Genomic DNA, 12,286 nt, shown 5'->3' with positions numbered 1-12,286 from the left:
AGCCCCCGCTTCCCGTTCGGGAAACGGGGGCTTTCGCATACCCAAAAGACGACGCCCGCCGATACGATTGCCTGGAATATCAACTTTCCGTCGAAAGGGGAAGCCATGCCGGACAATGATGACCTCCGCATGAACCAGAACGAGACCCTTAACTGCAAGCTCGCCCTTATGGGCGTCTGGACGGAGGCGTGCCGCGAGGCCGCCGCATACTTCGGGGTCAACCCGGACGGCTCGGGCAACTTCTCGTCCGTCACCCAGGCGCAGGCGGGCTCGACCGCGGGCACGCTCGCCGTGGACGGGATCTCGGCCGACGAGATGACGAGCCGCCTGGCGGCGTCGCTCGTCGAGCACTTCCCGGACAAGACCGACATCATCACCGGCGACCCGGCCGCGGCCAAGGCCTACGTCAAGCAGTACGTCGTCGACCTCGCCAACCACCAGGCGCTCGCCCAGGCGCGAACGAACAGCAAGCTGTTCCACAAGCAGCTCAACCGCGCCGCCGTGGGCCTGGCCGATGAACACGGCCCGTACGCCCCCGTGCCCGCCGCCGAGGAGGAGTTCGACATGTGCGTGCCCCTCATGGACGGCACGATCGAGGAGAACAGCGAGGAGGTCGCCGAGTTCAGCCGCGAGCTCGACCGCACCGGCATCCGCTACAAGTTCAGCGAGCTGGCCGCCGCCGGATCCGCGAAGGTGCAGACCTGCCTCGAGTTCATGTCCCGCGACATCAAAGCCGTCCAGGCCGCATGCACCCGCGCGGCCCAGAACATCTCGGCGCGCGGACGGGCGTTCGCCGACAAGGTGAAGTGCGTGCCGTTCGTGCTGTCCGCCGCGGCGCAGGGCATCTCGGACGCCGTGCGCGACGCCGCCGAGCTCATGGGCAAGGGCTATGAGGAGATCAAGGCGGCGGCCGCCAAGGACCCGCGCTCGGTGGCGGCGGCCGCCAAGCACTGCGCCGACGCCACGGCGAACGTGCCCACGCGCCATCTCCCCAAGGCCTCGCACGGCGCGCACATGGGCTAGACATTTCAGACGAGACAACGGCCCGGGAGGCCACCATGTTCAAGACCTGTAGCGACCCGGACTTCAACTGGGTCCACTGCCTTTGCGATTCGGCCACCTGGGTCGTCAAGGAGCCCGGCAAGCCCATCGGCTTCTTCTACTCGCGGCTGTTCGACGATGCGCTCTCGCCGTCGGGCCTCGGCTTCGCCGTCGACGCCTTCCGCATCGACGAGGACGGCACGCTCGACGACTTCTACAGCGATATCCTCTGGGACTACGGCGCGGCCGACGAGCTGATAGCGGCCTACCCCAATAAGTTCAGCTGCGCGGTGCGATGCGACGGGCTCAACCCGTATGACATCCCGACGAGCTGGAGCCAGGACAAGGGCGAGCGCTACCGCGCGCGCGACACCGTGCTCGCGGCGGTCGATATGCTCACCGACGAGGCCGACGAGGCCGGCATCGACGCCTGCCCCGAGTTCTACCGCAACGACTACATCAGCATGTACCTCAAGACGCAAGGCCTCGGCGAGCGCGTGAAGGTCGGCGGCGCCGAGGCCTTGCGCTTCTCGGTCGTCTCGACCGACTGCTCATGCGGCGACGACGAGAAGGGCGACTTCGAGACCCTGGGCGAGGCCATGAGGGCGGCCAAGAGGCTGGTCGACGTCGAGGGCTATGAGGGCGCCGCGGTCTACGACCGCAAGCAGGAGGCCTGGTGCGCGGGATGCAACGTCGCGACCGTCATGGACATGAACGGCCCGGCATCCGTCACGCATCCGTTCTGGACGATCACCTGCGAGGCCGAGAAGAGGGAGCCCGCACAGCGGGCCGCCGCGCTCGAGCGCGCGCAGGCCATCGACCGCGCCAAGGACGCCGCCGCGCGCACGGCGCGACCTAGCGGCGCGCATTACCGTCCCCGCCGCGCACAGTAGAGGGAAGCATAGATATGGACGACTACGATATCGAGCTCACGCCGAACGATCCCGAGTTCGGTCCCGACGAGTGCGAGAGCGCCTATGCCCTCTGGGCCTTCAAGGAGGACGGCGAGCCCGTCAAGTTCCTCGAGGCCTCCCTTGTCGAGGACCCGGACTACCCTAGCGGCTATTCCTTCTCCTGGCGCAGCCTGTCGTGCGACAGGACCGGAAAACTCGTCGAGGGCGAGGGTGGCGTTATCGGGGACGTCTCCCGCGCCGACTATGTCGCGGACATGGTGCTCCCCGGCGGGGCCGTCTTCTCGCAGGTCGAGGATGAATACCTACCGAATCTGCCGTATTCCTTCGAGAAGGACAGTCTGAGCGACAGCGCGAGGAAGTCGGCGGCCGAGGCAATCCGCGGAGCGATCCTGTCGCTGCCGCTCTCCGTCCCGGAGACGACGGAGGCAATACCGGTCTTCTACAGGCTCGACAACCCCGCCATGCCCGACGACCCCCTCACCCGCGACATGCTCGCCGACGCACTCCAATCGGTGGAGAACTACCATCGCGGCGGCGCTATCGACACCCTGCTGTGCAACCGGGACGGGATGAGCGTCGCGAAGCAGGCCCTCATCGTCTCCGCGGCGAAGGGCTTGCGGTCCAACAGCGGCCTGTTCGATGTGATGTCCCGCGCCGTCGGGTTGATCCGCGCGACCGAGGGCTCCGCCGCGGGCGTCAGCGACTGCGCGCTCGCGCAGAGTCTCCTCATTACCGGGTTCCACCACATGCAGAACCGGTGTTTCGATACCGTCTCGCGCGGCCTAGGAGACGTCCGCTACATGGACACCTCCAAAGCCGTGAAGATCTTCGCCGAGGAGCTGACGCGGGATACCGGCCTCGCCCTCGATGCGGCGCTCAAGGGGAAGTATGCCATGCGCTACGGTCGAGACGTCGATGCGCTCATATTCACCGATGCCGATATCGACGAATATGCCGAACTTCTCGGCAACTGCTGTGCCGACCTCGATCCCGAACAGCGCTCTAAGGCCGCCGCCGATGCGGTACGCGAGTGGTGCCGCGACCACGCCATGGACGGCTTCAGCGACTTCCTCTATGACTACCAGCCCGAACAGGTCAAGGGTATGGCGCGAAACACCGGCGTCAGGCATTGACAGGTTTTCGGGGCGGTGTCAGGGGCGCAGGCCGATTTGGACCGATGCCGCCCGCCCGGCCGTCGCCGCGGCCGCCTCGCGGGCTGCCATGCGTATAGCCGCCGGGGAAGGCAGGCCCATCTCGGAACGCTTCGCGTACACGGCTGAAAGCGAGTGGCCGGTCTCGGCCGCGATCTGCTTGGGCGACGCGGCGTAGTCCCGCAACCGGCCGAGCTCGTCTGCCGTCCACCTGGTCCGGCAGATACCTCGGCGGGAGCGCGCCGCCCTCACGGCCATCTCGGTCCGCCCCGTCGCGGCGGCCACGTCCGCGGCGGCAAGCGACCTGTCGGCGAGCAATTCGAGCTCGGCGTCCGTCCAATGGCGATATACCGCGGCGTCTTCCATCGCAGCCCCCTCATCGTATGTAGCAGAATCTCTGGACTCATACCCATCGGGCGCCCGGTGATTTCAGCACTTCCCGTTCGGAAAGCGTTTTTCTTCACGGGATTACGGTCGCCGCGAGGACGGACAATCCCTTAAACGCGAAACCTGACTATCGGAGGTTTCAATGAGCGATGCATCGATGTGACGCGGCATAGGGGGCTTCCCGTTCGGGAAACACCGTGGTGCCGCACATGCGGCGCGGATAACATCGACGCCAAGCACCTATCCGCCATCTGTCCTGTGGAGCTGATCTGTATGGCAAATAACGATTTCCGCGACGGCTTCGACGTCTGCGTGGGCAACTGGGGCTACTACAGCGAGGGAGAGCTTCGCGATACCTGGATGCACCTGCCGATTGATCCCGACAAGATCGAGCCCTGGCTGCGTAGCCACGGGCTCGTCGACGCGGAGCACGAGGAGACCTATATCTCCGACTACGATGGGCTGCCGTTCCGCTGCCCCCAGGTGTTCGATGAGTACGGCCGGCTCGACAAGCTGAACGTCCTCGCGATGCAGCTCACGCTCCTTCCCGAAGGGGACTTGGCCCATATCCAGGCCGCTATCGATTACGGCGAGCCCCTGGACCATCTCGACGAGCTCATGAACCTCGTGGCGCAGGCAGACGAGCTGCCCGTATTCGACTACCTCTATGACGATATGTATGTCGAGGACCAGTGGCATAAGACCTGCCTCGAGCGTTCGACGCCGCAGGAGAACTATGCGTACACCGTCCTCAACGACGATTCCGAGTTCTGGAACCTCATGAACCGAGGAGACGGCGAACTCCTCTCCTGCTTCGACTTCAACCGCTACGGCGAGATCGCCGTGAACAACGGCTATGTCGACCTGTGCGAGACCTGCTATGTCAACAAGGGCGGCGACTGGCCGCTGCTCGACGAGTACTCGTTCGAGGAGATCGGGGGCGAGACCGTGGCCGAGTGGCGCGGGCGTGTCGCCCAGGAGAAGCCCGCAGCACCGTCCGAGATCGCCTATGCCGCCAGCGCCCTTGCGGCGCTCAGCGCCGACGACGGTGCCGGCGGCACCGCACGCGCCGCGAAACTGTAGGGGGCGGCCGCCATGATGTTCAGGGATATCAACCAGTCCTCCACGATGGCTCGCTCGGCCTACCCCGACGGCAACGGCGAGCTCACCGATTTCAGCCTGTTCGCGACCAAGTACGACGCGGGCAAGCCCTCCATCGCCACCGACGGCCTGCCCTCCGAGCTCTCCTATCAGGTCAGGACCGCCATCCGCCGCGCGGTAGACGAGCTCGGCATCAACGTGCCGGAGGCGGCCGTCGTGCTGAAATACCCGATCCACTTCTACTACTCGGACGCGAGCGCGGAGCTCACCGGGGTGCTCGCCCTGCCCGGCGCGGTGGCGATCCTCGCACTCGACGGGTTCATTCCCAAAGAACAGCTCGCCGCGCCCGTCATCGGCGATATCTCCAGGCTGCGCGAGGTAGCGGATGAGCTGCGCCGCCGCGGAGGCCTCGAGCCGCTTCCCGTTCGGGAAACTATCTATACGCACACCGTTCCCGAGGGTACATTCGTAGCAAATCAACGCCCCGCCGCCCACCGCGCGACGGGCAGGAAGAAAGGTACCGCCATGGACCAGGAAAAGTACGACAACGAGGTCAGCATCAAGTTTCCCGCAAAGTGGTGCAGCGTCACCAACGCGCAGGGCGAGGACATCGTGATCACGAACGGCACGAAGACCGAGACCTGGCCTGCCGTCCTCTGCACCATCCCCACGGGGACGGACATGAACGGCATCGACATCTCCGGCTACAAGTTCAAGACCTTCCGCAAGCCCTGGACCGAGTCCGATATCGCCAACGGCAAGGGCACCACCGTCACCGTCAAGAAGGACATGCCCGTCCATCTGTTCAAGTATGACGAGAACGACCAGCTCAAGACCCTCGACGTCGACCCGTTCGAGCTGACCAAGGCCGTCAAGGCCGCGCGCGAGGCCTACAAGGCCAAGATGAGCGCCGAGGCGCCCAACCCGCAGTCCCAGGCCGCCGCGGCAGTCGCCGCGGCCCACGGTACCGCCGAGCAGGGCACCGAGGCCACGCAGGCCGCCAAGCTCTAGCAGCGCGCCCGCGACCTCCGCAACCCGCACCAGAAGGGCGCCCGCGCACTGTCCCGCGGGCGCCCTTCCCTGTTATCTTGGATGTGATGGCATATGAAGAGCTATATCGAGCCGATGAGCGCCGCGGATGCGCTGGATGTGCTTCGCGTATTCTGCGAGCCGTTCGGGGATCTCTCCTACAGCTACAACAACGACGAGGATGCCGTGCTGCACGGACCCGATGGCGACAAGGTCCTCAAGACCCCCGACGAGGTGATCGCCGTCATGGGAGACGACGCAACCCGCGAGATCGCCGAGCATAAGCGCTTCCGCGAGCGGGCGGTCCGCGAGCTCATGGTCCCCGTCCTGCCTGAGTGGGAATCGATCTACAACGTCCGCACCGGCGAAACTTTCATCCTCGACTCAAATTGCGAGGGCAAGCTATACGGGTTCTACTGTACGGAAACCCCGCTCGCCACCCTGGTCGATGAGGGCGAGGACGGCATCCCCTACGACGCGGCGCTGTACGCCAGACGGCAAGAACTCCATCGACCCCAGGGAACTCACCGTCCTGCCAGACGAGTTCCACCCGCTCAGCTGGGGAGTCGTCGCGGACGTCATGATGGAGTTCGCATCAGCCAGACGCGCGGCGCGCGAGGACGGCATCGCCGGGCCCGGTTGGACCGAGCACCTGAATGACGGGCTCTCGGGACTCGTCAAGGTCCTGAGGGGCCATAGCGGGTGGAGCCCCGAGCACCCCTTCGATGCGAACGCCTTCCCGGTCGGGGACGGACCCCGCGACGATAGGCTCGTCTGCCGCGACCTCGACGCGTTCGCGGACGCAGGCGAGCTCGCCGAGGAGAACGCCAGGCTTTACGGCGCAACGTCGGTAGCCGACTTCGTCGAGACCGTGTGGGGCTGCACCAGCCTGGAGCCCGTGAAGGCCTGGCACTTCGGCGTGAGCGGCTTCCGGGGGCTCGAGTTCTCGTTTAGGGACGGCGCCGAAACACGCATGCGCGCGTGGCAGTTCGACGCCTGCCCGAAGGTCGCCGCGGCGCTCGCCGCCGCGCTCACCTACCGGTGCGAGAAGGGCTTCTACATGGAGGCCAGATGCGCCGGCGATCAGGGCGGCGTGTGGGGCCTGAGCTTCGACAGGAAGGAGCGCGGGGCGTATGCGGTCGCCAGGTTCCATCCGGAACGCGCGACTTACGACCCCCATGGCCGGGAAGTCGTCTCAAGATGCCCGATCCTGCTAGAGCAGGATGCCAACGGGAACATCGCCTTCCGGCACCCCGGCACGGTGCCGGACCGGCTGATCGACAACTTCATCCCCTCGATGAAGCGCTGCGACGTCGCCGGCGGCGAGCCGACCTGCAAGACCGAGCGCGGTCCCGAAGGCGCCGCGATGCGCGCGTCCAGACCCGGAGGTGTCAATATCAGCTTCCCGGCGCTCGTCGAGCGGGCCCAGGCGGCGGCACTGGCCACGGCCCGCGGGGCGACCACCGCGGCCGGTAACCGGTTGTGACCGGTCTGGACAACGGGCCGCGCGGGGCGGTCCCACACGAATAACGATTCCGATCCATTGGAGCCACCATGAGCACCTATAAAGAGCAGGATATCGAGAACCTGCTGGCACACCTGCGCGAGGGCGTCGCGCCCGATTCCGTCTCGGCGCTCGTCGACGACGTACAGATCGAGTGCGACGGCGCGAAGGAGGGCGAGTCGGTCTGGATGCACCTGGTCCTTCCCGGGGCGCGCTACGGCAAGGACGACATGGTCACATACGACCCGTACGAAACCCACCTCGAACGCTCCCTGTCCTGTTCCGGCGGGCTGCCCATGGTCGAGTTCTACCTGCATCGCGGCGACGACCGCCCCGATGCGGCGCGCAACATCAAGGATATAGAGCCCCTGCCGTATCTCATCGGCCGCTACTACATGAAGACGCTGCTGGCCGACCACCGGGGATTCGGTATCCTGCTCCAGGACACGCCGCACCTGGGCCTTCCGGCCGATACCGTGCTCGACGTCCAGGATGCGCTCGCCGAGACCGCGAGGGCCTACGCCGCCGGATGCGATTTCGAGATCGATGCCGCCGATGCCGACATCGCGCGCTGCATCGCAAGCGGCGGATACCGCGGCGGCGCCAAGGTCGCCGCTGTCTACGTGCCCGTGGGCGACCTGCCGCGAGAGACGACGGTCTTTCCCGACATGGACCGCGCCCTGGCCTCCATCGGGCTCGACCGCCCCGAGACCGAGACCCTGGCCGAGTATGGGGGCGTCACCGTGAAGCTGCTGCGCGCAGGCGACGAGGAAGGGTCCGCGCTCAAACCGAACCGGACCCTGTGCCGCGACGGCGAGACCGAAATCATCCGCGGCGGCTTCCTCGTCGTCGCGACGGGCCGGGACGGCGGGCTCGTCGACCTGCCCGGGTGGGCGATCGAGAGCGCCAAGGAGCGCTTCGCCGACCCCTCGTCGGGCCCCTTCCGGGCAACCGCCGAGCTCGCGAGGGAGGTGCGCCGCACCCTCGGCGAGCAGATCGAGCGGGCGGGGCGGACGCCCTCCGACATCGCCGCGCTGGTGTCGCAGCTCGCCGCGAAGCCGGGAGGGGACGGCGGGCCGGACGGGAAGCACATCTGAAAAAAATCGGGCCCGGCGCGGCGGCGATGTATATATTCGGGCTTGCACGGGTATCAATTTTGCAATCAGGCCGCAGCCAGCTACCCAATCGTCACCCAAACGCATCGCCGCGGCCTGGTGCGCGGGAGCGCGCGGCGGCAGAATCCGAACCGCAGGCCCGAGTTTCGACCGCCCCGCCGCCGCATCCGCCAGAAAGGGCATCCGATGCCGGCATATGCTGGTGCGGGTGACATCAGTGTAGAGGCCAGGACATCGCAGGGGGACAGCATGCAGCGGGGCTCCGACAACGAACGGAACGACAGGACCGAGATGCAGCGGCAGCGCGACCGTGACTACGCCAAGGAGCTGTGCGCATCGCGCCTTGCCTTCACGCTGTCGAGGACCGGCACCTCGAAAGAGGACTACTGCCGCGCCGTCGGCATCTCGAGCTCGACGCTCTCGCGCATCCTCAACAGGCAGACGCTCATGTCCACCTCCACGTTGATCGAGACCGCGAGGTATTTCGAGGACACGAGCGTGTCCTGGTTCCTTGGACTGTAGGAGGACAATTGAATCCCATCGATTTGGTCAAGCACTCAAATATCGAACCGCATGAGCTGAGGCGCATCGCGCTGGCCGCCATCCTGACCGCGCTGCCGCCCGCCATCTTCCAGCTGCAGAGCGCCGCGTCGGTCATCCTGTCCTGCCCGACAGACTACTACTCTCCAGCGTCGGCAGCGTGGTTTCTGACCAGGGGCTGCCTGGGCGCCGTGTGGGTCCCGGTCATCCTGCTCATCGTCGCCGGCATCGCCTGCAAGGTACGGAGCCGCGCCCTCGACCTCGGCATCGCCGCGGTCCTTTTCGCCCTCACGGTCCGCAGCGCCATCCGCCTGGACCCGTATTCCATCGGCTATCTCGCCACCGCTTTCACCTGTTTCGCCGTCTCCGGCCTCAAGGAGGAGTAGATCGCTTTGAACACCTCGCCAGAAACCGATATGGTCCCGGTACGGGACGGGGACAGCGAGAAGACGGGGCTGCTCGAGCTTCCGATCTCCCGTCGAGGAGCCTTCGCCGCGCTCGCCTGCGCGGCGGGACTGGCCCTGCTCGGACCCGTCCGGAAGGCGGAAGCGCTCGCAGGCATGAACTTCAACCTCGGCCAGGGCTGGTTCGGAGCCGCCGACGACTCGCTGCTCGTCCATTCGGACCCTCGTCAGGGCGAGGGGGACATGTTCTTCGGCTTCGCGAACGGCTACCATGAATGGCTCTGCGCCGCCCCCGCCAACACCAGCTACTATATAAACCATTACGGACAATGGCTGAGGTACGCCTTCGCCTGCGTCTTCGAGTGCAATTACGCCAACGAGCTCTACACCCTCGTAGTCGTCAGGCCGTTCGCATGGTGCTCCAGCAAGGACCTGCAGCATGGCAACGGCCTTTGGGTCGATACCATCTCCGATGGCGGCGACAACAAGGGGTACGTTTACCTCGACGGCGCCGAGTTCGCCGATTCCCGTTTCGCCGGCGACTTCAGGAACCAGATCGGCTACAGGTACTACGACTGGATCTCCTACGGCTTCTACGACTTCAACGACTTCCAGGGGAGCACGTACTGGGGATCGACCCGCCCGTCCTTCTGGGTCAAGAGGCAGAAGGGCGAGGCGCGCCACAGCGTGTCCAGCAAGCTGCAGGTCTACAACGTGGACTACAATCACTTCGGGATGCACGAGAACGTCATCAAGGAAAACGACGCCCCGAACTACTGGTTCCTGAGCCAGACCACCCCTTCCCGCGATTTCAGGGTCGAGAAGATCTACATCCGCAACGATGTCACGCTCTACGGCGGCATCTTCTACATCAGGCCCGTCTCCGCGCCGGACATCCAGCTCGACTTGGTGCAGGGCACATATAGCGACGGTAAACCCAAAGCCATGTACGATAACGGGCGCGGCGTGTGCCTCTACGAGAACTATCACGGCGTCAACCAGACCTGGATGCTCAAGCCTTATACCAACGACGGCGTCGACACCTTCACGTTCGCCTTAGCCAACATGGTCGGCCCGAACCTGACGCACATGCTGAACAACAGCGGCCATGCGGCGCCCGTGGTCGACCACGGAGTCGTCCAGAACAGCCATGCCGACATCTGGGACATCAACAACTCCGACGGCCGGAGCAAGGCATGGTGGATCCACCACGAGCCCGACGACTCGAACGAGACCGACCACTCCTGCTACTTCATCACCTCGGATGCCGACGGCCTGCGCCTCGACACTAACGGGGTCACGTCGAACTCCGTCGCAAGCGTATCCGTCCAGTCCGCGGCATGCCCCGGGCGCTGGGCCATCCAGAAGAACGCCCAGTGGAACCTCGTCGAGGCCCGCATCGAGGGCAAGGTCTCGGTCCATTGCGACGAGGACGCGCTCAAGATCGGCGACAAGGCGAAGATCTGCGGATGGCATAATGCAGACCCGGACGACCCGGATGTCGGAATCAGGCCCTCCGGCTGGGCCCTGGGATGCAAGAACGAATCGGACCTGCCGGTCAGGCCGATCTTCAGGCTCTACATGTCCGACATCGACGACGACCTCCCCGAGGACAACGCCTCCATCTTCGCCCAGTGCGGCGTGGCCACATGGGGGTGGCAGCAGGAATCGCTCGCGCACCGACATATCGGCTACCCCCATGGAGGCCACTCTATCTACGGCCTCGGCCTCAGGCTCGAGGGTTCCGCGTTCCCCGGATCGATCCACTACGCCGCGCAGCGCTACAGCGGGGGCGAGTGGGTCGAAGGCTCCGACGGCGTGCACATCCTCGATGCCGAGTCGGATATCCTCGGCAGGGTGAAGGTCTGGCTCACCGGCGAGATAGCGGACCACTACGACCTCGAGATCAGGACCAAGCTGCTCAACGGGAGCGGCGAGTGGTCCGGCCCGGTCTATGTCAACTGTTCCGCCTCGGCGCCGCTCGACGTCAACACCGCACCCGCAGCCGGCATCGAGCCGGACGGCGGCGACGGCAACAAGATCTGCGGCATGAACATCCACCTCGTGCGCAAGCCGCAGGGCGGTCGCGTCGTCAGAGAGTTCTCCGACAGCGAAAACCTGGCTGCCGACGCCTCCTGGGGACCGGGATTTCTCTACGCCGCCGCGATGCTCGGCATCCGCACCGTCAGCAAGACCGACCGCTACGTATGGACCGACCGCTATCTGGGCACGCTCGTCTCCCGCGGCGTGCGAGTCGTCACGACGTGCGTCGAGTACTATGCCGACGGCATCGAGCAGAAGGACATGGTGTATCGCGACCTCGACGTCGAAGGCGGCGATATCTACAACCCCGCCGCCATCGCGACGCAGAAGGCCCTGAAGGACACCTGCAACCTCGACGAGCAATACGGGCAGAACCCCTCGACGGGGTTCTCGGGCTGGTTCCTCGATCCCGAGCTCACCCAGCCCGCCGCGAATGTCACCATCGTCAAGGACCAGACGCTCAAACTCTACGGCCGCAACCGCTGCACCGTGCGCGTCGAGTACGCCGAGGGGTCACTCAAGCCCGAGGACGCCGGCATCTACCGCACCGCGCCGCTCATGTACAAACCCGATGCGCGCTCCTCCTTCGAGCTCCCCGATTTCTCCCTGTCCACGGAGAAGCACAGGCTCGACGGCCTGGCGCTCGCGACCATCGGCGACGACGGGCAGGGGCACAAGGCGCTCTATTGGGGCGAGAGCGTCACGCCGGTGAAACCCGGCGAGGTGTTCGCCATGATCGCCGACGAGACATGGCGCAGATACGTCCCGGAATGCTGGCTGACCTCGGCTAGCGGCACCGAGAAGGTCTCCTCGGTCACCGCCAAGCGCGACGTCACGCTCTACATCAAATGGACCGAGGCGAAGGCCGAGGGCGTCGCGAGCAGCAAGGGCTGAGCGCGGACCGTGCCGTACGGACCGGACCCGTACACGATGGGAACACATTTCCGCCAATGACGTGATTAGCGTATATCGCGAAAGGGTATAGTCAAGGCAACGCCGTCACTCCTTCCGATAAACCATGTCACGGCGACCCGGCCGACCCACCATCCGATCCAGT

Annotated in this window: 12 protein-coding genes; 11 read left to right on the top strand and 1 reads right to left on the bottom strand. The window is 65.6% G+C overall.

Features of this window, described 5'->3' with window-relative positions:
- Nucleotides 1–105: 105 nt before the first annotated feature.
- From ELEN_RS04490 to ELEN_RS04480, 3 genes are read left to right on the top strand one after another with little or no spacing between them, the layout of a single operon-like run.
- Nucleotides 106–1,023, top strand: a complete 918-nt coding sequence (locus tag ELEN_RS04490) for a hypothetical protein (RefSeq protein WP_015540163.1) — start codon at nucleotides 106–108, stop codon at nucleotides 1,021–1,023.
- 35 nt (nucleotides 1,024–1,058) lie between these two features.
- Nucleotides 1,059–1,934 (top strand): hypothetical protein, encoded by an 876-nt coding sequence (locus tag ELEN_RS04485; RefSeq protein WP_015760261.1) that lies wholly within the window; start codon nucleotides 1,059–1,061, stop codon nucleotides 1,932–1,934.
- Nucleotides 1,935–1,948: 14 nt separating this feature from the next.
- The gene (locus ELEN_RS04480) at nucleotides 1,949–3,088 is read left to right on the top strand and encodes a hypothetical protein (RefSeq protein WP_015760260.1); all 1,140 of its coding nucleotides are present in this window, start codon (nucleotides 1,949–1,951) and stop codon (nucleotides 3,086–3,088) included.
- An 18-nt stretch (nucleotides 3,089–3,106) separates the two neighbouring features.
- On the opposite strand, the gene ELEN_RS04475 is transcribed toward ELEN_RS04480, so the two are convergent.
- Nucleotides 3,107–3,472, bottom strand: a complete 366-nt coding sequence (locus ELEN_RS04475; RefSeq protein WP_015760259.1) for a hypothetical protein — start codon at nucleotides 3,470–3,472, stop codon at nucleotides 3,107–3,109.
- A gap of 294 nt (nucleotides 3,473–3,766) precedes the next feature.
- On the opposite strand from ELEN_RS04475, the gene ELEN_RS04470 reads away from it, so the two are divergent.
- The 8 genes from ELEN_RS04470 (at nucleotide 3,767) to ELEN_RS04435 (ending at nucleotide 12,123) form a co-directional block, all read left to right on the top strand.
- The gene (locus ELEN_RS04470) at nucleotides 3,767–4,576 is read left to right on the top strand and encodes an antirestriction protein ArdA (RefSeq protein ID WP_015760258.1); all 810 of its coding nucleotides are present in this window, start codon (nucleotides 3,767–3,769) and stop codon (nucleotides 4,574–4,576) included.
- A 12-nt stretch (nucleotides 4,577–4,588) separates the two neighbouring features.
- Nucleotides 4,589–5,605 (top strand): hypothetical protein, encoded by a 1,017-nt coding sequence (locus ELEN_RS04465; protein WP_015760257.1) that lies wholly within the window; start codon nucleotides 4,589–4,591, stop codon nucleotides 5,603–5,605.
- 93 nt (nucleotides 5,606–5,698) lie between these two features.
- Nucleotides 5,699–6,283 (top strand): hypothetical protein, encoded by a 585-nt coding sequence (locus ELEN_RS04460; RefSeq protein WP_114522519.1) that lies wholly within the window; start codon nucleotides 5,699–5,701, stop codon nucleotides 6,281–6,283.
- The gene (locus ELEN_RS16305) at nucleotides 6,204–7,109 is read left to right on the top strand and encodes a hypothetical protein (RefSeq protein ID WP_158539334.1); all 906 of its coding nucleotides are present in this window, start codon (nucleotides 6,204–6,206) and stop codon (nucleotides 7,107–7,109) included. Before ELEN_RS04460 ends, ELEN_RS16305 begins: the two co-directional genes overlap by 80 nt.
- A 68-nt stretch (nucleotides 7,110–7,177) precedes the next feature.
- Nucleotides 7,178–8,224: a hypothetical protein gene (locus tag ELEN_RS04450; RefSeq protein WP_015760255.1), complete on the top strand. Its 1,047-nt coding sequence runs from the start codon at nucleotides 7,178–7,180 to the stop codon at nucleotides 8,222–8,224.
- A 267-nt stretch (nucleotides 8,225–8,491) separates the two neighbouring features.
- Nucleotides 8,492–8,764 (top strand): helix-turn-helix domain-containing protein, encoded by a 273-nt coding sequence (locus ELEN_RS04445; protein ID WP_015760254.1) that lies wholly within the window; start codon nucleotides 8,492–8,494, stop codon nucleotides 8,762–8,764.
- A gap of 8 nt (nucleotides 8,765–8,772) precedes the next feature.
- Nucleotides 8,773–9,168: a hypothetical protein gene (locus ELEN_RS04440; protein WP_015760253.1), complete on the top strand. Its 396-nt coding sequence runs from the start codon at nucleotides 8,773–8,775 to the stop codon at nucleotides 9,166–9,168.
- Nucleotides 9,169–9,198: 30 nt separating this feature from the next.
- A complete protein-coding gene (locus ELEN_RS04435) occupies nucleotides 9,199–12,123 on the top strand; it encodes a hypothetical protein (RefSeq protein WP_041691615.1) in 2,925 nt (974 codons plus the stop codon).
- Nucleotides 12,124–12,286 lie beyond the last annotated feature (163 nt).

The organism is Eggerthella lenta DSM 2243 (genome assembly GCF_000024265.1).
GTDB lineage: Bacteria > Actinomycetota > Coriobacteriia > Coriobacteriales > Eggerthellaceae > Eggerthella > Eggerthella lenta.
Note: the sequence above shows the minus strand (reverse complement) of the source record. Positions and strands in the feature narration are given on the sequence as shown.

What these genes read in the sequence shown, in the direction of transcription:
- ELEN_RS04480 (WP_015760260.1), top strand. Translation starts at nt 1,949, where the DNA reads ATGGACGACTACGATATCGAGCTCACGCCGAACGATCCCGAGTTCGGT.
- ELEN_RS04460 (WP_114522519.1), top strand. Translation starts at nt 5,699, where the DNA reads ATGAAGAGCTATATCGAGCCGATGAGCGCCGCGGATGCGCTGGATGTG.
- ELEN_RS04445 (WP_015760254.1), top strand. Translation starts at nt 8,492, where the DNA reads ATGCAGCGGGGCTCCGACAACGAACGGAACGACAGGACCGAGATGCAG.
- ELEN_RS04470 (WP_015760258.1), top strand. Translation starts at nt 3,767, where the DNA reads ATGGCAAATAACGATTTCCGCGACGGCTTCGACGTCTGCGTGGGCAAC.
- ELEN_RS04435 (WP_041691615.1), top strand. Translation starts at nt 9,199, where the DNA reads ATGGTCCCGGTACGGGACGGGGACAGCGAGAAGACGGGGCTGCTCGAG.
- ELEN_RS04475 (WP_015760259.1), bottom strand. Translation starts at nt 3,472, where the DNA reads ATGGAAGACGCCGCGGTATATCGCCATTGGACGGACGCCGAGCTCGAA.
- ELEN_RS04465 (WP_015760257.1), top strand. Translation starts at nt 4,589, where the DNA reads ATGATGTTCAGGGATATCAACCAGTCCTCCACGATGGCTCGCTCGGCC.
- ELEN_RS04485 (WP_015760261.1), top strand. Translation starts at nt 1,059, where the DNA reads ATGTTCAAGACCTGTAGCGACCCGGACTTCAACTGGGTCCACTGCCTT.
- ELEN_RS04450 (WP_015760255.1), top strand. Translation starts at nt 7,178, where the DNA reads ATGAGCACCTATAAAGAGCAGGATATCGAGAACCTGCTGGCACACCTG.
- ELEN_RS16305 (WP_158539334.1), top strand. Translation starts at nt 6,204, where the DNA reads ATGATGGAGTTCGCATCAGCCAGACGCGCGGCGCGCGAGGACGGCATC.
- ELEN_RS04490 (WP_015540163.1), top strand. Translation starts at nt 106, where the DNA reads ATGCCGGACAATGATGACCTCCGCATGAACCAGAACGAGACCCTTAAC.